General features: G+C 59.6%; 17 protein-coding genes. 14 read left to right on the top strand and 3 right to left on the bottom strand.

The annotated features are described in order from the left end of the window. The first annotated feature begins 45 nt into the window (after window positions 1-45). The 9 genes from ABUK12_RS07345 to ABUK12_RS07305 all read left to right on the top strand — a co-directional run bounded on the left by ABUK12_RS07345 (window position 46) and on the right by ABUK12_RS07305 (window position 10,083). Entirely contained in the window at window positions 46-618 is a 573-nt protein-coding gene (locus tag ABUK12_RS07345) for a TetR/AcrR family transcriptional regulator (RefSeq protein WP_410015664.1), read from the top strand. Window positions 619-787: 169 nt separating this feature from the next. Next, on the top strand, window positions 788-2,938 hold the full coding sequence (locus tag ABUK12_RS07340; RefSeq protein ID WP_410015663.1) for a carbon starvation CstA family protein: 2,151 nt from the start codon (window positions 788-790) through the stop codon (window positions 2,936-2,938). 68 nt (window positions 2,939-3,006) lie between these two features. Further along, the gene (locus ABUK12_RS07335) at window positions 3,007-3,210 is read left to right on the top strand and encodes a YbdD/YjiX family protein (protein ID WP_331120216.1); all 204 of its coding nucleotides are present in this window, start codon (window positions 3,007-3,009) and stop codon (window positions 3,208-3,210) included. Between the two features lie 17 nt (window positions 3,211-3,227). Next, on the top strand, window positions 3,228-4,187 hold the full coding sequence (gene yjiA, locus ABUK12_RS07330) for a GTPase (RefSeq protein WP_410015662.1): 960 nt from the start codon (window positions 3,228-3,230) through the stop codon (window positions 4,185-4,187). A 329-nt stretch (window positions 4,188-4,516) separates the two neighbouring features. Continuing rightward, complete coding sequence (otnK, locus tag ABUK12_RS07325) at window positions 4,517-5,776, top strand: 3-oxo-tetronate kinase (RefSeq protein WP_410015661.1); 1,260 nt, start codon at window positions 4,517-4,519, stop codon at window positions 5,774-5,776. Then, the gene (locus tag ABUK12_RS07320) at window positions 5,773-6,411 is read left to right on the top strand and encodes an aldolase (RefSeq protein ID WP_410015660.1); all 639 of its coding nucleotides are present in this window, start codon (window positions 5,773-5,775) and stop codon (window positions 6,409-6,411) included. Before otnK ends, ABUK12_RS07320 begins: the two co-directional genes overlap by 4 nt. Window positions 6,412-6,425: 14 nt before the next feature. Continuing rightward, window positions 6,426-7,196, top strand: coding sequence for a DeoR/GlpR family DNA-binding transcription regulator (locus tag ABUK12_RS07315; protein ID WP_410015659.1), 771 nt, complete (start codon window positions 6,426-6,428; stop codon window positions 7,194-7,196). Between the two features lie 128 nt (window positions 7,197-7,324). Then, window positions 7,325-8,680: a gluconate:H+ symporter gene (locus ABUK12_RS07310; RefSeq protein ID WP_410015658.1), complete on the top strand. Its 1,356-nt coding sequence runs from the start codon at window positions 7,325-7,327 to the stop codon at window positions 8,678-8,680. Between the two features lie 32 nt (window positions 8,681-8,712). After that, window positions 8,713-10,083 (top strand): hypothetical protein, encoded by a 1,371-nt coding sequence (locus tag ABUK12_RS07305; protein ID WP_410015657.1) that lies wholly within the window; start codon window positions 8,713-8,715, stop codon window positions 10,081-10,083. Between the two features lie 79 nt (window positions 10,084-10,162). Here the strand turns inward: ABUK12_RS07305 and ABUK12_RS07300 are convergent, their stop codons facing one another. Further along, window positions 10,163-10,729: a flavin reductase family protein gene (locus tag ABUK12_RS07300; RefSeq protein WP_410015656.1), complete on the bottom strand. Its 567-nt coding sequence runs from the start codon at window positions 10,727-10,729 to the stop codon at window positions 10,163-10,165. Between the two features lie 161 nt (window positions 10,730-10,890). On the opposite strand from ABUK12_RS07300, the gene ABUK12_RS07295 reads away from it, so the two are divergent. The 5 genes from ABUK12_RS07295 (at window position 10,891) to ABUK12_RS07275 (ending at window position 17,629) form a co-directional block, all read left to right on the top strand. After that, a complete protein-coding gene (locus ABUK12_RS07295; RefSeq protein WP_410015655.1) occupies window positions 10,891-11,322 on the top strand; it encodes an Rrf2 family transcriptional regulator in 432 nt (143 codons plus the stop codon). Between the two features lie 195 nt (window positions 11,323-11,517). Beyond that, a complete protein-coding gene (hcp, locus tag ABUK12_RS07290; RefSeq protein WP_410015654.1) occupies window positions 11,518-13,170 on the top strand; it encodes a hydroxylamine reductase in 1,653 nt (550 codons plus the stop codon). A 23-nt stretch (window positions 13,171-13,193) separates the two neighbouring features. After that, complete coding sequence (gene hcr, locus ABUK12_RS07285; protein WP_410015653.1) at window positions 13,194-14,183, top strand: NADH oxidoreductase; 990 nt, start codon at window positions 13,194-13,196, stop codon at window positions 14,181-14,183. Window positions 14,184-16,075: 1,892 nt separating this feature from the next. Then, entirely contained in the window at window positions 16,076-16,942 is an 867-nt protein-coding gene (locus tag ABUK12_RS07280) for a carbohydrate kinase family protein (RefSeq protein WP_410015652.1), read from the top strand. Between the two features lie 150 nt (window positions 16,943-17,092). Further along, window positions 17,093-17,629 carry a macro domain-containing protein gene (locus ABUK12_RS07275; RefSeq protein WP_410015651.1) on the top strand — a complete coding sequence of 179 codons (537 nt, stop codon included), beginning with the start codon at window positions 17,093-17,095 and terminating at the stop codon, window positions 17,627-17,629. Window positions 17,630-17,747: 118 nt separating this feature from the next. On the opposite strand, the gene yiaK is transcribed toward ABUK12_RS07275, so the two are convergent. Both yiaK and ABUK12_RS07265 read right to left on the bottom strand, forming a co-directional pair. Next, complete coding sequence (gene yiaK, locus ABUK12_RS07270) at window positions 17,748-18,764, bottom strand: 3-dehydro-L-gulonate 2-dehydrogenase (protein WP_410015650.1); 1,017 nt, start codon at window positions 18,762-18,764, stop codon at window positions 17,748-17,750. Between the two features lie 313 nt (window positions 18,765-19,077). Then, window positions 19,078-20,178: an NAD(P)/FAD-dependent oxidoreductase gene (locus ABUK12_RS07265; RefSeq protein WP_410015649.1), complete on the bottom strand. Its 1,101-nt coding sequence runs from the start codon at window positions 20,176-20,178 to the stop codon at window positions 19,078-19,080. Window positions 20,179-20,247 lie beyond the last annotated feature (69 nt).

Raw genomic sequence — 20,247 nt, 5'->3', positions numbered from 1 at the left:
GGGACGCCGGCGGTCATCCTCTGGCAGGAACAGGAGTCATCAGCCATGGCTGACAAAAGCGGTGTCCGTCCCGGCGGCCGCAGCGCCCGCATACAGGCGGCGGTGCACCGGGCGGTACGGGAATTACAGCAACAGGAAGGGCCAGGCGAACTGACGGTGCCGGCCATCGCCGCCCGCGCCGGCGTGACGCCGTCCACCCTCTACCGGCGTTGGGGCGATCTGGCGCAATTATTATCCGATGTCGCGCTGGCGCGGGTGCGTCCCGATGGCGAGCCGCGTGATACGGGGTCGTATCGGGGAGATCTGCGCGCGTGGCTGGAACAATACATCGATGAATTGGCCTCCGAGACCGGCCGGGCCATGATGCGCGATATCCTCGGCTGCGCCGCGCCGGGCAACGCCGGGAAATGCGCGGAATTTATCCGCCAGCAGCTCGATGTTATCCGCGACCGCGCCCTGGCGCGCGGCGAGGCGATTGTGGATAGCGATACCTTGATTGACCTGGTGGTGGCGCCGGTGGTTTATCGCCTGCTGTTTTCGCTATCAGCGCCTTCCGTTGAACATGCCCTGGCGCTGCTGGACCATACGCTGGGCGCCGCCCCCAGGCGCGTCGGGTGACTTTTCGCCGGCTCCGGGCGACCGCGCCGGGGGCTAAGCCCGACCGTTCGCCGGGCTATTTAACCGTTCGCCCGCGTATATGACCGCTTAATAATAATTTGCCTCTTTTTTCATCCATTCTGGCCTAGAGTACGCGCACATGTACCCTATAACAGAAGACCGCATCAAGATGAAAAATAATATCCTCAAGCATATCCCCTGGCTTATCATCGGCATTATCGGGGCCTGCTGCCTGGCCGTCGTGGCGTTGCGCCGGGGCGAGCATGTCAGCGCCCTGTGGATCGTGGTGTCGTCCGTGGCCGTTTATCTGGTGGCTTACCGCTACTACAGCCTGTATATCGCCACCCGGGTGATGGGGCTGGATCCCACCCGTTCGACGCCGGCGGTGGTCAATAACGACGGCCTGAACTACGTGCCGACCAACAGGAACGTCCTGTTCGGCCATCATTTCGCCGCCATTGCCGGCGCCGGTCCGCTGGTCGGACCGGTACTGGCCGCCCAGGTGGGCTACCTGCCGGGCACCATGTGGCTGCTGGCCGGGGTGGTTATCGCCGGCGCCGTGCAGGACTTTATGGTGCTGTTTATGTCCTCGCGCCGCAACGGCGTGTCGCTGGGCGAGATGATCAAGGAGGAAATGGGCCCGGTCCCCGGCACCATCGCCCTGTTCGGCTGTTTCCTGATTATGATTATTATCCTGGCGGTGCTGGCCCTGATCGTGGTGAAAGCGCTGGCCGAAAGCCCGTGGGGCGTGTTTACCGTCTGCTCGACGGTGCCCATCGCCCTGTTCATGGGCATTTATATGCGCTTCCTGCGCCCCGGACGGGTGGGCGAAGTGTCGGTTATCGGCGTGGTGGGGCTGCTGCTGGCCATTTGGTTTGGCGGCGTGATTGCCCACGACCCGTACTGGGGACCGGCGCTGACCTTTAAAGACACCACCATTACCTACACTCTGATTGGCTATGCCTTTGTTTCCGCCCTGCTGCCGGTATGGCTTATCCTGGCGCCGCGCGACTACCTGGCCACCTTCCTGAAAATCGGCGTGATTATCGGCCTGGCGGTGGGGATTGTCATCATCAATCCCGACCTGAAGATGCCGGCGATGACCCAGTTTATCGACGGCACCGGCCCGGTATGGAAAGGCGCGCTGTTCCCCTTCCTGTTTATTACCATCGCCTGCGGCGCCGTATCCGGTTTCCATGCCCTGATCGCCTCCGGTACCACGCCCAAGCTGCTGGCCAGCGAAAGCGATACCCGTTTTATCGGCTATGGCGCGATGTTGATGGAATCATTTGTCGCCATCATGGCGCTGGTGGCCGCGTCGATTATCGAACCCGGCCTGTACTTCGCCATGAACACCCCGCCGGCGGCGCTGGGCATCACCATGCCCGACCTGCATCGCCTCGGCACCTCGGACGCGCCGCTGATCCTGTCCTCGCTGCGCGATGTAACCACCCATGCGGCCGCCACCGTCAGCTCCTGGGGTTTTGTTATCTCCCCAGAGCAAATCATGCAAACCGCGCAGGATATCGGCGAGCCTTCGGTGCTTAACCGCGCAGGCGGCGCCCCGACGCTGGCGGTGGGCATTGCCCATGTCTTTAATAAGATCATCCCGGGCGCCGATATGGGCTTCTGGTATCATTTCGGCATTCTGTTCGAGGCCCTGTTTATCCTGACGGCGCTGGATGCCGGCACGCGTTCCGGCCGCTTTATGCTGCAGGACCTGCTGGGCAATTTTGTCCCGTTCCTGAAAAAAACCGACTCGCTGCTGGCCGGCATGGTGGGCACCGCGGGCTGCGTGGGCCTGTGGGGCTATCTGCTGTACCAGGGCGTGGTCGATCCGCTGGGCGGGGTAAAAAGCCTGTGGCCGCTGTTCGGCATCTCCAACCAGATGCTGGCCGCCGTCGCGCTGGTATTGGGCACCGTGGTGCTTATCAAGATGAAACGCACCCGCTATATCTGGGTAACGGTGGTGCCGGCGGTTTGGTTGCTGATCTGCACCACCTGGGCGCTGGGGCTTAAGCTGTTCAGCCAGAATCCGCAGCTCGAAGGGTTCCTGTACCAGGCCAGCCTGTACAAGCGCCGCATCGCCGAGCAGGGCGCCGGGCTAACGGAACAACAGATTAGCAACATGCATCACATAGTCGTCAATAACTACACCAATGCCGGCTTAAGCGTCCTGTTCCTGATTGTTGTCTACAGCATAATCTTCTATGGTATTAAAACGGCGCTGAAAGCCCGCGGCAACGCCGCGCGCACGGATAAGGAAACGGCGTATGTCGCCGTGCCGGAAGGGGGTATCATCACCTCAAGCAGCCACTGATACGGCATCATAAGCCCTGTCCCGCATAACCGGTGGTTATGCGGGCGTTTTTACACTGGAGATACCGCATGTTTGGAAATTTGGGTCAGGCAGGTAAGTATTTGGGACAGGCTGCCCGGATGTTGGTCGGTATTCCGGATTATGATTATTATGTCCAGCATATGAAGACCAATCATCCCGATCAGCCGGTCATGGACTACGAAGCGTTTTTCCGCGATCGTCAGGAAGCGCGCTACGGCGGTAACGGCAAGGGCGGTTTTCGCTGCTGTTGACACACGAGGATTCGAGCATGGACCAGCCGCTGCCGGCAACCATACTGACCGGCTTTTTCGGCGCGGGGAAAACCACCCTGCTGCGCCATATACTGCATGCCGACCATGGCGAAAAGATCGCCGTGATAGAAAATGAATTCGGCGAAGTCCCCATCGACAATACCCTCCTGGGCGATCGCGCCACCCGCATTACCACCTTAAGCAACGGCTGTATTTGCTGCTCCAGCGCCAACGAGCTGGCGGATGCCCTGCTGGATTTACTGGCGGGCATCGATCGCGGCGAGGTCGATTTTACCCGCCTGGTGATTGAATGTACCGGCATGGCCGACCCAGGACCGGTGATCCAGACCTTTTTTTCCCATCCGGTTATCAGCGAGCGTTTCCTGCTTGACGGCGTGATCGCCCTGGTGGACGCGGTGCATGCCGACGGACAGCTGAACGAGTTCGCCCTGGCCCAGGCCCAGGTGGGATTTGCCGATCGCATCCTGCTCACCAAAACCGATATCGCCGGCGAGAGCGGCAATTTGATTGCGCGCCTGCAGCATATCAACGCCCGCGCGCCCGTGTACCGGGTGGTCAACGGCGAGATAGGGCTGGACCGGCTGTTTAACGTCGAGGGTTTTATCCTGAATGATAACCTGACCGTGGCCCGGCCGCGTTACCGGCCGCTTATCGAGCCGCAAAACGCCATCCGCTCCATCGTGGTGAACCTGGCGCGGCCGCTGGCGCTGCAGACGGTATCGGACATTATGGAAGGCCTGCTGGCGACTTATGCCGATAATCTATTACGCTATAAAGGCATTTTAGCCATCGAAGGCGACTCCCGGCGCCTGCTGTTCCAGGGGGTGCAACGCCTGTATAACGCCGATTGGGACCGGGAATGGCGCGATGACGAGCAGCCGGCCAGCGTGCTGGTGTTTATCGGCGTCGGACTGCCGGAGTCCGAGATCCGGGACGCTTTCGCCGCGTTCAGGTAAGCCGGCGTTTAACGTGCAGGGTAAGAGTATTGCCGCCTGGCCATCGCCTCAGGCCCGCCCGTGAACCGGGCGGGCCTGATTGTTATAAGGGCCAGGCCAGAACAGCCGGAGCGCCCCACGGCAGGGGGATAAAAGGCGCTGTTCAGGCTGATGCGAAGATTCACACATTGTTGTGAAAAGCGGATAAATGATTAAATATACTATTATCAAATAGTTAATTCCAATTAAGCGCTAAAATCCCGTTACGTTTTTGTGATGTCCATCATCTCAATGTGAAGCCAATACGTACAAAATTTCACACATGTTCACAACAACCCGGATGACAGGAAATGACGTTATCGTTAGGCGTTATTGCTGATGATTTTACCGGCGCCACCGACATCGCGAGTTTTATCGCGCTAGCCGGCTGGCGCGTGGTCCAGCTTAACGGTATCCCGCAGCAGCCGCTGCCGCTGGAAGACGTTGACGCGGTGGTGATTTCCCTGAAGACCCGCTCCTGCCCGGCGCCGGAAGCCATAAGCCAGTCGCTGGCGGCGTGCCGGTGGTTGCGGGTACAGGATTGCCGGAAGATCTACTTTAAATATTGCTCCACCTTTGATTCCACGCCGCACGGCAATATCGGTCCGGTTACCGATTCCCTGCTGGCCGAGACCGGGGCTGCGCTTGCCATCCTGTGCCCGGCGCTGCCGGTCAACGGCCGCACCGTGATCCACGGCTATCTGTTCGTCAACGGCCGGCTGCTGAACGAATCCGGCATGCAAAACCATCCCCTCACGCCGATGACCGACGCCAATCTGTTAAGGGTGATGGACGCCCAGGCCGCGGGTAAAACCGGGCTGCTCCCGCTCGCGACGCTGCGCCGGGGGACCCGGGCCGTGCGGGAGCGCCTGGAGGAACTGCGGCGCGAGGGGCGGCGCTATCTCGTTGCCGATGTGCTCGACGACGCTGATTTAACGCTTCTGGCGCAAAGCCTGCCGGACGACCTGCTGCTGACCGGTGGTTCGGGCCTGGCCGGCGCATTGGCCGCGCTTTCGCCCCGCGACCGCGACAGCGCGGCGGCGCAGGCCGTGCCGCCGGCCACGGGACGCGCCGTGGTGCTGTCGGGCAGTTGCTCGCGCATGACCAATGCGCAGGTTGAGCACTATCGCCGTCAGGCGCCCGCCCGGGCGATCGACGTCACACGCTGCCTGGAGAACGGCGCGCTGTATGCGCGGGAGCTGGCGCAATGGGTGATGGATCAACCCCCCCGGCCGGCGCCCATGCTGTTCGCCACCCAGGCCGCCGACGTGGTCAGGGCGGTACAGGCCCGCTACGGCGTCGCCGCCACCGGCGCCGCCATCGAACGATTATTTGCCGATATCGCGCTGTCCCTGTTTCAGCAGGGTTTTAGTAAATTTATTATTGCCGGCGGCGAGACCTCCAGCCTTATCACGCAACGGCTCGGCGTGAGCGGCTTTGCCATTGGCCGGACTATCGCCCCCGGCGTGCCCTGGGTCAGGGATATCGAGCGGCCTTTATGGCTGGCGCTGAAGTCCGGCAATTTTGGCGAGACAGATTTTTTTAACCAGGCACAGGAGCTTTATCAATGACGGAAGCCGAATTACGCGCACAAATGGCGACGCTGGCCCATTCCATGTTTATGCGCGGCTACAGTAGCGGCGGGGCGGGAAATCTCAGCTGCCGCCTGCCCGACGGCGGTTTCCTGGTGACGCCCACCAACTCCAGCTTCGGCGCCCTGGACCCGGCGACGCTCAGCAAACTCAACGCCGCGGGAGAACATATCGCGGGCGCCAGGCCGTCCAAGGAATCGGTAATGCACCTGAATTTCTACCGGCGACGCCCCGATATCGGCGGCGTGGTGCATCTGCATTCGCCCGCGCTGACCGCGCTGTCCTGTATGCCCGGCCTGAACGCCGAGAACTGCCTGCCGCCGATAACGCCCTATTACGTCATGCGCGTCGGCAAGCTGCCGCTGGTGCCGTATTTCCGCCCCGGGCATCCCGGCCTTGCCGAGGCGATTGGCGATCTCGCCCCGACGCATAACGCCATGCTGCTGGCTAACCACGGGCCGGTAATCGGCGGCGCCGGCCTGCTGGAAGCGGTGTTCAACGCGGAAGAACTTGAGGACACGGCGCGTCTGTATATTACACTGCTACCTTATGGCATGGTGACATTAACAGGTGAACAAGTTGCAGAGCTGGAACGGACCTTTAAAAAAGCCTAACGCGGGGCGTCGCGATGTTGCCCGATGAACGCCGTAATTTTATCTACAGCCACCTGCATCAATATGCCAGGGTGACCATCGGCGATCTGGCCAAATTGCTGGATGTGTCCCATATGACCATTCGCCGCGACGTGCAGTTTATGGAGAACGAGGGCAAGGTTACGGTGATAAGCGGCGGAGTTAAACTCAACGAGGCGCTGAAACAGGAACTGCCCTATGTGGAAAAAGCGTTATTGCATCACCGCAGCAAACGCCATATTGGCGCGGTGGCGGAAATACTGGTTGAGTCGGGGCAGGTTATATATCTGGACGCGGGTACCACCACCTTTGAAATTGCCCGCTGTATCGCGGCGAAATTAAAAAAGATAACCATTATTACTAATGATTTCACAATTAGTGATTTTTTAATGAAAATGCCGCACGTCAATTTATTTCATACCGGCGGCCAGGTGGATATGCGCAATCGATCCTGCGTCGGCAATAGCGCCGCGCAGTTTATTCGCGGCCTGAATATCGATATTGCGTTTATCAGCACCAGTTCCTGGGATATTGAACACGGCCTGTCCACGCCCGACGAAGGCAAAGCCCAGGTCAAGCAGGCGGTGCTGGCCTCCGCCAGGCGCAATATCCTGGTGACCGACAGCAGTAAATACGGCAAATATGGCATGTTCCATATATGCCCACTGGCGCAGCTGACCGATATTATTTATGACGATCAGCTGCCCGATGACATTGAAAACCGATTACGGCAGCTGCCGATCCGGTTACATAAAGCCATTAGTTAGGAGCATGCCGGAAAGCCTATGGGAAAACTAATACCTCGTTAAGCCAATAATTTATAACATACCGCGCCAATCATTCTTGGGCGATTAAAAAATAATAATGATCTGTACTCTATCTGTCCGGAGGGGATATGCAATTCGATATTTCGCAATTTTTTGCTTTAATCAGCGCCATTGCCTTGTTAATTGTCCTTATTACCTATTTTAAATTTCATCCTTTTTTAGCCCTGATAATCACCGCCGGATTTTTAGGACTGGCGGCGGGCCTTAGCCCGACGGCCACGATCAAAAGCTTCGAAAAAGGCTTCGGCGGCGTATTGGGATCCACCGGGCTGGTGGTCGGGCTCGGCACCATGCTGGGCGGATTATTGCTGGAATCGGGCGGGGCGGACAAAATCGCCAATACCTTTATCCGCCTGGGGCCGGTGCGCGCCATACCGGCCACTATCTGCGTCGCGGCGTTAATCATCGGCCTGCCTCATCTGTTCGACGTCAGTTTCGTGATGCTGGTGCCGCTGGTGTACGCCATTGCCCGTCGCACCCATAGCCAGCTGCTGCGCATCGGCATTCCCATGGCCGCCGGTTTGTACGTGGCGCACGGTCTGTTGTTGCCGCACCCGGCGCCGACGCTGGCCATGACCACCTATCATGCCGATGCGGGCATGGCGATGTTTTTCGGCCTGATTATCGCGGTGCCCATGGCGGCCTTGTCCGGCCCGGTATTCACCCATTTCGCCATGAAATACTTTCCGGAGCTGGGGCGCCAGAGCTTCGGCGCCGGGGACGCGCAGGAAGAGGTGCAGGCCGACAAAACCACCCGCAGCCCGTCGTTCTGGCTGGCGATGCTGACCATTCTGTTGCCGCCGCTGTTAATGATGACGCGCTCGCTGTGCCTTGGGTTTATCAGCAAGGAGAATCCGCTGTATGAAGCGGTTAACGCTATCGGCGACCCGATTGTTTCGCTGTTGATCGCGGTGCTGTTCGCCCTCTACGCCCTGGGGATACGCAGCGGTTTCACCATGGCGCAGTTGCAGAAGATGCTCGGCAAGTGCCTCGGCCCCTGCGCGGTGATTATCCTTATCCTGGGCGCCGGCGGCGGCCTGAAAGAGATGCTGCTGGCCACCCATGTCAGCACCCTGATCGCCGATTGGGCGGTACACTGGAATATTTCGCCGCTGATCCTGGCCTGGCTGGTGGCGGCGCTCATCCGCATCGCCATCGGCTCCGCGACGGTTGCGGTGGTCACCACCGCCGGGATTATCGCGCCGCTGGCCGCCAACAGCGGCGTCAACCTGGAACTGCTGGTCTTGGCCACCAGCACCGGCGGCCTGATGCTGTCGCACGTTAACGACTCCGGTTTCTGGCTGTTCAAAGAATATTTTCATCTCACCGTGGGCGAGACGCTAAAAAGCTGGACGTTGCTGGTTTCCTTCCAATCGGCGCTGGGACTGGCGTTTGTCCTGCTGCTTAACCTGATTGTCGGCTAACGCCGCCCTACATTTAATCCGAGGTAAGCGTAATGAACTACGAACTGTTATTTGACGAACTGAAAGGGCGCCGTATCCGGCTGGCCATTACCGGCGCCTGCGGCGGTTTCGGCCGCTCGCTGCTGGTCCAGTGCCGCAATATTCCGGCCATCGATATCGTGGCGCTGTGCGATATCAATACCCAGGGCACGCGGGATCTGCTCGGCGATCTGCGCTACCGCCATGATAAAAACCGGCTGTGCGGCACGCCGGCGGAAGTCGCGGCGGCCCAGGCCGCCGGGGAAACCGCCATTATCAGCGACTTCGCGCTGCTGGACGCCCTGGATCTGGATATGGTGGTCGAATCCACCGGTAAACCGGATATCAGCGTCAGCATCGCCGTCAGCGCGTTAAAACGCGGCGTCCACGTGGGTATGGTCAGCAAGGAAACCGATTCGGTCGCCGGCCCCTGGCTTAATCAACTGGCGCTTAAACACCACGCGGTCTATACCACGGTGGACGGCGATCAGCCCAGCAACCTGATTGGCCTGGTCACCTGGGCCAGGGTGCTGGGGCTTGAGATTATCGCCGCCGGCAAGTCCAGCGAATATGACTATATCTACCATCCGGCCACCGGCAGGCTGGATTATACCAGCACCCAGGTGGACGCCGCCGCGCTGGCCGATCTGTGGCAGCTGGATGAACAGGATATCAAAGGCACGCTGCGCCGGCGGGCCGAGGCCTTGGCGATGCTGCCGCAAAGCGCCACCCCCGACTATTGCGAAATGAACGTGGTGGCCAATTCCATCGGGTTCGTGCCCGCTACGCCGGCGCTGAATTATCCCCTTTGCCATATCGGCGAGCTGGCCGATATCTTTATCCCCGAGGAAGACGGCGGTATTTTGACCCGGACCGGCGTGGTGGATGTATTCAACTGTCTGCGGCGTGATGACGAGGTCAGCTTTGGCGGCGGGGTGTTTATCATCGTGCGCTGCCAGGACCCGGAGACCTGGCGCATGCTGGCGGATAAAGGTCATGTGGTCAGCAAGAATCTGAAATACGCCTGTATTTACCTGCCGTACCATATTATGGGACTGGAGTCGCCGCACAGCCTGTTTTCGGCCGTTCTGCACCGCCGGGCGTCCGGCGGCGTTAACCAGCAGGTCCATGCGGTGATGGCGGGTTTCGCCGAGCGGCCGCTGAAAAAAGGCGAAACCCTGAGCATGGGCGGCCACCATCACTCCATTGAGCATGTCAGCGCCCGCCTGCTGGCCAGGGCGGATGCCAAAGGCGTCGCGCCGTTCTACCTGCTGGCCAATAAAACCCTGACGGCGGATGTGGCCCAGGGGGAGCTTATCCCGCTGTCCGCGCTGCCGGCGGATGATTCGCTGCTATACCAGGCCTGGCAGCAAACCGGCCTGTGATTCAGCGGCCGGCAGACAAGCATGCACGCCCGGGAAACCGGGCTTTTTTGGTTATGGCGTACACCCGCCCCGGCGGCCGTCAGGGGTATAACATATCCGGACGGAACAGCCCGCGCCGGCTGATAACCTTGCCGGCCACCATAAACACGCCGTCGCCGGTATAGTGCAAGGTTTGCGGGTGCTTTGGCGTCGCCGCGGCGTGCGCCTTGACTATCTCGAAAATAAAAAAATGATACCGGTCCACCATGGCGTCGTCATGCAGGCGGCATTCAAAATGCGCGTGGCATTCGCGGATAAGCGGCGCCTTCACCCGGCGCGCGGGCGCCGCCGTCAGGCCGAAATGGCTGAATTTATCCATATCCGCCCCGCTGGTATTGCCGATGCCCACGACGGTATCGGTCAGGGCGGTGGTGGGCAGGTTGATCACGCACTCGCCGCTTTGGCGGATCAGGTCAAAGCTATGATTGCCGCCGGAAATCATGCAGCCGACCAGCGAGGGGGAGAATTCCAGCACCACGTGCCAGCCCAGGGTCATGATATTGGTTTTGCCCTGCCAGGCGGAGGTAATCAGGACAATGGGCCCTGGTTCCAGATAATATCGCGCCCGGCTGACCGGGAAATCGCTTTTACGGGGAAATGCGGTCATGTCAGCTCCTGTAGCAGTTTTGTTTGCGCCTGCTCTAAGGGTAACAGCTGATGGGCGGGAGGAAGAGATACTGTACCGCCGCTCACGGGACAGGGCATAAAAGGAGGCGATCCGGCGTGCCGATGTGATACCCTTTTATCCATTACATCGCAGGTACCGTTATGAAACTCACGCGTTATACCGATTATGCCGTCAGGGTGATTATTTATCTTGGCGCCCATCAGGGCCAATTGTCGTCCATTGCCGAAATTTCGCGCCAATACGCGATTTCGCATAATAACCTGATGAAAGTGGTGCAGGATCTGGCCCGGCTGGGTTATATCGACACCCTGCGCGGGCGCAACGGCGGCATCCGGCTGGGCCGCGCGCCGCAGGATATCAATATCGGCGCGCTGATCCGCCACACGGAGAAAGGCGACGCCCTTATCGACTGCGCCAACTGCGTTGTCGCGCCGGCTTGCGGCCTGCCGGGGGTGCTGGCCCGGGCCACCAATGCCTTTTACGCCGTGCTGGACGGCTATACCCTGGCGGACTTATTAAGCCGGCGGGGGCAAATCGAAGAACTGTTCACCCTGATCGATATCGAAGGCTAAACACGCTGCCATAATCTTATTTACCGTTAAAACAAGCGGTTGCTTCATCCCTGCGCCGTATCGTCTTTTTCCCGCGCCGCCAAATATTGCGTTATATCAAACAAGTGGTGGATAGCGGCAAAAGCCCTGTCATTCCCGTCCCTCCGCGTTTAACCTTAAACATGCATTTAAAATGAATAATATAAGGAAGCGATCATGTTTTGTGTGCAATGTGAACAAACCATCCGTACCCCGGCCGGCAACGGCTGCTCCTATAGCCAGGGTATGTGCGGCAAAACGGCGGAAACCTCGGATCTGCAGGATCTGCTGGTGGCCGCGCTGCAGGGCCTGTCCGCCTGGGCGGTCGCCGCGCGCGGGCTGGGGATTATCGACCATCGCATAGACAGTTTTGCGCCGCGCGCCTTTTTTTCCACGCTGACCAATGTCAATTTCGACTCGCCGCGCATCGTGGCCTATATCCAGCAAACCCTGGCGCTGCGTGATGAGCTGAAAGCCCGCTGCCTGCGGGTTGAACCGACGGTTAACCCCGGGCATCCGCTGGCGGAACTGCAATGCCCCTCGCTGACGCTTGCCGATTTGCAGGCGCAGGCGCAGCGTTTCGCCCTGAATACGGATAAGGACGCGGTAGGCGAGGATATTCACGGCCTGCGTTTGCTGTGCCTCTACGGGCTGAAAGGCGCGGCGGCCTATATGGAACATGCCCATGTGCTGGGCCAGTACGATGAGGATATTTACCGCCAGTATCATGACATCATGGCGTGGCTGGGTACCCGGCCGGCCGATATGGGCGAGCTGCTGGCGCAATCGATGCAGATCGGCAAAATGAACTTTGCCGTAATGGCCATTCTCGATCGCGGCGAGACGCAGGCCTACGGCAACCCCGTACCCACCCGCGTTAACGTGCGGCCTGTGGCGGGTAAAGCCATCCTGATTTCAGGCCATGATCTGAAGGATTTGCGCCTGCTGCTGGAGCAAACCGCGGGGCAGGGCATCAATATTTACACCCACGGGGAAATGCTGCCCGCCCACGGCTACCCGGAACTGAAAAAGTTCGCCCACCTGGCCGGCAATTACGGCAGCGGGTGGCAAAACCAGCAAACGGAATTCGCCCGTTTCCCGGGGCCGGTGGTGATGACGTCCAATTGTATTATCGATCCGAGCGTCGGCCACTATAACGACCGCATCTGGACGCGCAGCATTGTCGGCTGGCCGGGCGTTAAACATCTGGACGGCGAGGATTTCGCCCCGGTGATCGCCCAGGCCCAACAGATGGCCGGCTTTCCCTATGATGAAATCGAACACCTGATTACCGTCGGCTTTGGCCGCCAGACGCTGCTGGATGCGGCCGATACCGTTATCGACCTGGTGGCACGCAAAAAACTGCGTCATGTGTTCCTGGTCGGCGGATGCGACGGTAGCCGCGATGAGCGCAGCTACTATACCGATTTTGCGCGCGACGTTCCCGATGACTGCCTGATCATGACGCTGGCCTGCGGCAAGTATCGCTTCAATAAACTGGATTTCGGCACCCTTGAGGGCCTGCCGCGTCTGCTGGACGTCGGCCAGTGCAACGACGCCTACGCCGCCATTATGCTGGCGGTAAAACTGGCGGAAAAACTGGGCTGCGGAGTGAACGATCTGCCGCTGAGCCTGGTGCTGTCCTGGTTCGAGCAAAAGGCGATCGTTATCCTGCTGACCCTGCTTTCGCTGGGCGTCAAGAATATCTATACCGGACCGACGGCGCCCGGTTTCCTGACGGAAAACCTGATGGCGGTGCTTAACGAGCAGTTCGGCATGCGCTCGATTACCACCGCGACCCAGGATCTGCACACTATCCTGGCCGCCTGAACCGGACATAAGGAGAGGCTTTCATGACGACGCCGTCATCGCTGTGCCCGTACCGCATGCAGGTACATCATATCATCCAGGAAACGCCCGATGTCTGGACGCTGGCGCTGATAAACCATGATTTTTATCCCTACCAGCCGGGGCAGTACGCCCTGGTCGCCATCAACGATAGCGAGGACGTGCGCGCCTATACGCTGTCCTCCGCGCCCGGCGCCAGCCGGTTTATCACCCTGACCGTGCGCCGGCTGGCGGACGGCGCGGGTTCAGGCTGGCTGACGCAGGACGTCAAGCCCGGCGATAACCTGTGGCTGTCGGCGGCGCAGGGCGATTTCAGCTGCCTGCGGCATGTCGATAACCGCTACCTGTTCCTGGCGGCGGGCTGTGGCGTCACCCCAATCCTATCCATGTGCCGCTGGCTGGCGGCCAATCGCCCGCAAGCGGATGTGCGGGTTATCTACTGCGTCCGTTCGCCGCGGGATATCATCGCCGCGTCCACCTGGACGGCGTTAGGGAAATGGCTGCGGCTGACGGTGTTCGCCGAGCAGGGCGCCGCCGGAGATATCCTGCCCGGCCGGCTGGCGCGCGACGCGCTGCGCGAACTGGCGCCGGATATCGCCGCACGCACGGTAATGGCCTGCGGCCCCGCGCCCTGGATGGCGCAGCAGGAGGCGGACGCGCTGGCGCTGGGCGCAGGCCGCTTCCTGCAGGAGCGTTTTCATACGTCGCCTGCCGACGCAGGCGCGGGCGGTGGAGCCCGGCTGAAGATCACCCATCCCCGCCCCCTGCAAACGGTGGACGCGCCGGTGGGCGTGTCGCTGCTGGCGGCGCTGGAGTCCAACGGCATTAGGGTAAACGCCGCCTGCCGCGCCGGGGTGTGCGGCTGCTGCAAAACCCATATCGCGCAGGGAGACTACCGTACCACCAGCACCATGACGCTCAGCGAACAGGACATCGCCGCAGGCTATGTCCTGGCGTGCAGCTGTTATCCGCAGGGCGATATCGTCATTGCCTGAGTAACCGTCTTGCCGGGCCACGGTTTTGTCCGGTCATGGCCCCATTATTTTTGTTTTAGGGCTGCGGCGCGGGCAGCATGCCATGGAACAAATGGCCAGGCATTGACTCCCGCATTTACATGTAAAGCGGCTGACTTGGCGGGGGGCGCCGGCGGCTTGCGTGGGGCTTATATTGTCGTGGGGATGGTTTCGCTCGCGGCTTGCGGGGAGGCTTATGTTGCCTCGGGGAAGGTTTCGCTTGCCATGCGTGAGGTGTTCATAGGTATTGCCGGGCGCCGGCAAGCGACAATGAGGCCGTACCGCGACGGCCTCCTTGACCTCCGCGCGTCCGGCAGATCGTGCGCCGCTGCGCGGTTCCCGGCATCACCCATCCCGGCTTTTGGACCGCACGGGACGCGCTCCCGGCGCGGCCCTTAGCTTTCGCCGCTCCCGGCGGCTCATCCAGCCAAGATGCGCGCCGCCGGCGCACTCTATGCCGGCATCACGTCAACACCATCGCCTGTGAGCAAAACAGCGGTGTAAGGTACTTAGCGGTATGCACTCACCGGGAAAAACAGCGCTATTAATTTGGCCAATTTGGGATAAGTCCCGCAGCCTGCCAGCTATTGCTCACTGCCGCACGTTTATGCCTCACGCCTCTCTACAGGGTGGTATGACTATAATTGCCGGCAGCATGAATTGCCGGCAGCATGAAATACCGACTTCCTGACTTCCTGACTGCTGGCTGTGCGAATGCCGTCTGCATTGCATTACCATATGAATGCTGACGGCATGTAAAATGGTATGTATGACTTGCCTGTTGCTGTGCCTTTTGCATCCCGCGAAGATTAGCCGCTTCTTTGTCTACTATACCTTCGTCACTTTCGTCCTCCACTTAGCCCACAGCGGCGCCGATGCCCTATACATCACATCGCTGACCGCGACCTATGTCCCGGCATAAAGCGCGCTGACGGCGCCTGTGCCCCCGGCATGAGCCGCCGGGAGCGGCGAAAGGCCCGGTTGCGCCGGGAGCGCTAACCGGGCCGGTGCATTACGGGGGCATTGGCGGCGGAAGGCATCGCGCAGCGACGCGCGACCTGCCGGGCGCGCGGAGGTCAAGGAGGCCGTCGCGGTACGGCCTCTTTGTCGCTTGCCGGCACCCGGCAATACATATGAACACCTCACGCACGGCAAGCGAAACCTTCACCGTGACAACATAAACCCTATCCCAAGCCAAAGCACGGCAAGCGAAACCTTCACCGTGGCAACATAAACCCTATCCCAAGCCAAAGCACGGCAAGCGAAACCTTCACCGTGGCAACATAAACCCTATCCCAAGCCAAAGCACGGCAAGCGAAACCTTCACCGTGGCAACATAAACCCTATCCCAAGCCAAAGCACGGCAAGCGAAACCTTCACCGTGGTAACATAAACCCTACCCCAAGCCAAAGCACGGCAAGCGAAACCTTCACCGTGGCAGCATAAACCCTACCACAAGCCAAAGCCCTCAAGCGAAACCTTCACCGTGGCAACATAAACCCTAACACAAGCCAAAGCCCTGCAAGCGAAACCTTCACCGTGGCAACATAAACCCTACCACAAGCCAAAGCCCTCAAGCGAAACCTTCCCCGAGGCAACATAAGCCACCCCGCAAACCGCAAACGACACCCCCGCCGCGGCAATGTCGCCCGCCCCCGGAACCACCATTCCCCTTTACGGCATGGCATCGCGCCATGATGGTTAAAATTACCGGCCCGGATGGGCAGGGGCGCGCCGGCGATCGTAAACGGTTTTGTTGCCATCATGTTGCGGAAAGTTATCAGTTTGCGAGGCACATCGCCTAACCGACCGGCTTCAGCGGCTATGCTTAGGTGAAAATTCGCTATGGATTGACAACCGCAACGGAACAGAACATGAAAATAATCGCCCTGGGAGAATTGCTGTGGGATTGTTTTCCCGGCGGCCGCGAAATCGGCGGCGCCGCGGGAAACTTTGTCTATCACGCCACACAGGCAGGCGCCGACGCCCGGCTGATTTCCGCCGTGGGGCGGGACAAGGCGGGCGATGCGCTGGTGAGCGAACTGGCGGCGCGCGGCGTTCCCGGCCATATACAGCGCAGCGCCCGTTATCCCACCGGCACGGTGGAGGTGACGCTGGACAGGCGCGGCGTGCCGCACTACGACATTATCGGCCCGGTGGCCTGGGACGATATCCAATCGGACGTCACGCTCTTCAACCATCTGCGCACCGCGGATGTATTGTATTTCGGCAGCCTGGTGCAGCGCTACGGCCCCAACCAGCGGCTGCTGCGCCAGTTGCTGGGGCTGCTGTCGCCACAGGCGAAAATCCTGGTGGACATCAACCTGCGCGCCGGCCATTACCAGCCGCCCACCCTCGGTTTTTGCCTGCGTCACGCCCACCTGCTAAAACTTAATGACGAGGAACTGCCGGTCATTGCCGCCTTGTTCGGCCTGCCGCGCGACCCCGAGGGGTTCTATCAGCATTTGCGGCGCCATGAACAGCTCGAGATGCTGATATATACCCGCGGCGATAAGGGCAGCCTGCTGCTGCGCGGCGATGACAGCCACCGTCATCCCGGCCTGAAAGTCACGCCGGTGGACACGGTCGGCGCCGGCGATGCCTTTACCGCCGTTGCCGCCGTCATGGCGCTGCGCGGCGCGCCGCTGGCGGACATTAACCAGGCGGCCAACACAGTGGCGGCATATGTCTGCACCAGACCGGGCGCCATGCCGACGATGCCCGCCCATTCCGGCGGGTAGGGCGCGCGCCTGCCGCAGTGTTATGGCGGTTATGCGCATGAAAAGCCGGGATCCCGTCGGAATGAGTTAAAATAGCAGCGTAGTTAAGGACGTGCAGGCTATTGGCTTGGGCGAAATAAGCCGCCGGCGCTATTGTAAGGATTCCAAACCATGATAAATAAAATTCACCTGTTGCAAGGCGATATCACCACAATCCCCGCGGACGCCATTGTTAACGCCGCCAATTCTTCCCTGCTCGGCGGTGGCGGCGTGGATGGCGCCATACACCGCGCCGGCGGGCCCGCGATCCTGGACGAATGTCGTGACATCAGAAACCGGCAGGGCGGTTGTAAGACCGGCTGCGCCGTGATTACCGGCGCGGGTAATCTGCCGGCAACCTATGTGATCCACGCGGTTGGCCCACACTGGAGCGATGGTAAACACCAGGAAGCGGAATTATTGAAACATACCTACCTGAGCTGTTTTGCACTTATCGAACAATACCCGATCAAAACCGTTTCATTCCCCAATATCAGCACCGGCGTCTATCACTTCCCCAAGCGGTTAGCCGCTGAGATTTCGTTAGAGGCTATCGCCGCCTGGTTAGATACTTATCCGGTGATCGAAGCTATTCATCTCGTGTGTTTTGACCCGGAAAATTTCACCCTCTACAGTGATTTACTAAAAAATAAATATACTGATAATTAATCATTTTATAAGCGGCTGGTTGTCCTTGGCGCTGCTCATGTCCAGCCTCTCGTCGACCGCGGACGGTAGCGCAACGCCGGATTTTTTAACGGCGTAATATGACCCGCAATCATGGCGGTTACCGTTGCGCCAGTTGCTGCACCTCAGCCCATACGCTGTCATCCGCGGGGATGCCGTTGGCGGTGAAATACGCCCGGTTTTTCATCGACGTTTCCCCTGGAAAGAACACCTCACGCTGATTTTCCGCCGGTTCCGACGTCTTGACATACTGGGCGACGCTTGCAGCCATATTTTCGCTGAATTCTTTGCCGCCGAAATGGGTGGGATCAAATACCATAAAGACCTGGCTCGCGCCGGTGCAACTCCCTTGCTGAATGTTATCGATCTCATTGGTTGGCGCGCCCGCCGTCAGGAAAGCCGCCATCGTGTCCAGCAGCACCGCCATGCCGGAGCCTTTCCAGTAACCGGTGGGCAGAATACGCATCGACTCTTCCACCGGCCCCGGTTCATCGGTGAGATTGCCGTCTTTATCAAATCCCCCCGGAAAAGGCAGTTTTTCCCCTTTCAGGCGCGTCACCTGCAGCTTGCCATAGGAATACTGCGACATCGCCATATCAAGGACCAGGGCGCCTTCTTTCATCGGCACCGCCATGACGAAGGGATTATTGCCGAGACGTGGTTTTTTCGCCCCCCACGCGGGCATGCAGGATTCGGTATTGGTCCAGCACATTGCCGCATACCCATTCTCAGCGGCTTTCCAGCCATAGGTGCCGCCGCGCATCCAGTGCGTCGTGTTGCGTAGGCCCACAATGCCGGCGCCATGCTCGGCGGCCAGCGCCATCGCTCGTTCAACCGCAAACAGGGCGTTGGTGATGCCGATACCGCGCTGTCCGTCGTAAATTTCGATACTGCCGAGGGATTTGACTTTTTCAGGCGCGGCGTGGATATCAACCCACCCCTTGTTGACATAATCGATAAAACGCGCGACGCGGTTAAGGCCATGCGAAAAAATACCGTCACAGCTGGCTTGCGTATGAACCTGAGCGCAGGTATCCGCCTGTACTTCATTTAAACCGGCATTCAGGAACGCCTGTTTAACGGTGTGTTTCATTTCGTCAAATGTCACCAGTGGCATAGCATCTCCTGTTAACAATGAATCGGTTTCCAAGGCATGGCCTGACAGTTGCCTGTAAAGCTTAAATTACGTGCGCCAGCACTACCATACAAGTATGCGAAAGTGAAAATCAGCATGGCATCACAAAATTAATCGTCTCTTGCATGGATTGCAGACGTGACCGGCTACCGGGGATTAATAGCCTTATTCCTCATAACGTCTGCAGCGGAAACAACAGGACGGCCCACCAGGCAGCAAGCGCCGGCGATGTCGATAGGCGACAAACACGGCGGCCTGCTTTATCATTTCAGCTCAGCGTCAGGGCCAGCAAGGGCTACGGGGACTGGAATCTGCCGGGCCGGAACGGCGCCAGCATAGGGTGCAATTCACCGGTGGCGATTTCCCGGCCGAGCAGTTCGCCGATAATCAATGCCAGCGTGGCGCCTGAATGGGTAAAGGCGACATAGCACCCCGGGGCTTGCTCAAGCTCGCCGAGTACCGGGAAACCATCGGCGGGAACAGGTTTCCAGCCGGCTTTATAACCGGCAAGCTTAAGCGGTGAATCGGTATTCAGCACGTGATCACCCTCGGCTAACAGCTGTTGCAGGACATCGTCCGGCACGGTGCAAACCCCATGCTCATCTTCTTTGATATCATCGGTACACCAGCCGTGTTCCACCGCCAGCGTATTGCCGGGATTGGGCCGCATGGCCACCCTGGGGGTATTCAGCACCACGGCGGGGCGACTGTCCGCAGGCTGGGTAATGGCAAGCATCGATAACACCGACCCATCCGGCAGAGAGATGCCCATACCGGCCAACACCTGGACGGTGGCGGGGCCGCAGGCCAGCAAGACTTTGTCGCACGCATAGTCGCCTTTGCGCGCTGAGGTGACGCCGTTTGCCACCCCCCGCGCATCGATCAGCGGCACGGTTTTGCCCGCATCTTCGATAATGGCGCCACCACGTTCGCTAAATTCCGCCGCCATATGGGCAATCAGATCGGGCAGGCTGACCCAGCCTTCCCCGGCATTATAAATGCCATGGGTTTTGACCGCGCCGGGGACGATGGCGGCATCGAGCCGGTTAAGATCATCAGCCTGAATAAGCACGGAATCATAGCCGCGCCGTTGCTCAATCGCATGCCATGCCAGCACTTCATCTTCATCAGACCAGAATATCCCGCCATCGAATTTTAGCCAGTCTACCGCGGGATTGCTGCGGTACAGGGTGCGGTAGCGATCGATGCCCGCCATCCTGAGCCGGTAATAATGGTCAGGCCAGGGGCCCGCGGCGTTTAACCAGGAAAGTGAACGGCCCGAAGCGCCGGAAGCCAGCTTTTTTTCCGTCAATAAGCTGACCTGCATCCCGGCGCGCGCCAGGTGCAGCGCGCATGACATCCCGATCACTCCGCCACCGATAACGGCTATTTTCATTCTTACCTCCCTCCGGATGAGCCACTATGCATTCCCCTTAACCATAGCCGTAAAAAACCGCGCGCCGGT

Source organism: Sodalis sp. C49, assembly GCF_046352915.1.
Lineage (GTDB): Bacteria > Pseudomonadota > Gammaproteobacteria > Enterobacterales > Enterobacteriaceae > Acerihabitans.
This window is presented reverse-complemented; position numbering and strand designations above follow the sequence as displayed.

Coding starts and splice junctions, on each gene's coding strand:
- ABUK12_RS07340 (WP_410015663.1), top strand. CDS start 788: ATGAAAAATAATATCCTCAAGCATATCCCCTGGCTTATCATCGGCATT.
- ABUK12_RS07320 (WP_410015660.1), top strand. CDS start 5,773: ATGACGGAAGCCGAATTACGCGCACAAATGGCGACGCTGGCCCATTCC.
- ABUK12_RS07300 (WP_410015656.1), bottom strand. CDS start 10,729: ATGACCGCATTTCCCCGTAAAAGCGATTTCCCGGTCAGCCGGGCGCGA.
- yiaK (WP_410015650.1), bottom strand. CDS start 18,764: ATGCCACTGGTGACATTTGACGAAATGAAACACACCGTTAAACAGGCG.
- ABUK12_RS07275 (WP_410015651.1), top strand. CDS start 17,093: ATGATAAATAAAATTCACCTGTTGCAAGGCGATATCACCACAATCCCC.
- ABUK12_RS07305 (WP_410015657.1), top strand. CDS start 8,713: ATGAACTACGAACTGTTATTTGACGAACTGAAAGGGCGCCGTATCCGG.
- ABUK12_RS07280 (WP_410015652.1), top strand. CDS start 16,076: ATGAAAATAATCGCCCTGGGAGAATTGCTGTGGGATTGTTTTCCCGGC.
- otnK (WP_410015661.1), top strand. CDS start 4,517: ATGACGTTATCGTTAGGCGTTATTGCTGATGATTTTACCGGCGCCACC.
- ABUK12_RS07345 (WP_410015664.1), top strand. CDS start 46: ATGGCTGACAAAAGCGGTGTCCGTCCCGGCGGCCGCAGCGCCCGCATA.
- ABUK12_RS07265 (WP_410015649.1), bottom strand. CDS start 20,178: ATGAAAATAGCCGTTATCGGTGGCGGAGTGATCGGGATGTCATGCGCG.
- ABUK12_RS07335 (WP_331120216.1), top strand. CDS start 3,007: ATGTTTGGAAATTTGGGTCAGGCAGGTAAGTATTTGGGACAGGCTGCC.
- ABUK12_RS07315 (WP_410015659.1), top strand. CDS start 6,426: ATGTTGCCCGATGAACGCCGTAATTTTATCTACAGCCACCTGCATCAA.
- ABUK12_RS07310 (WP_410015658.1), top strand. CDS start 7,325: ATGCAATTCGATATTTCGCAATTTTTTGCTTTAATCAGCGCCATTGCC.
- yjiA (WP_410015662.1), top strand. CDS start 3,228: ATGGACCAGCCGCTGCCGGCAACCATACTGACCGGCTTTTTCGGCGCG.
- hcp (WP_410015654.1), top strand. CDS start 11,518: ATGTTTTGTGTGCAATGTGAACAAACCATCCGTACCCCGGCCGGCAAC.
- ABUK12_RS07295 (WP_410015655.1), top strand. CDS start 10,891: ATGAAACTCACGCGTTATACCGATTATGCCGTCAGGGTGATTATTTAT.
- hcr (WP_410015653.1), top strand. CDS start 13,194: ATGACGACGCCGTCATCGCTGTGCCCGTACCGCATGCAGGTACATCAT.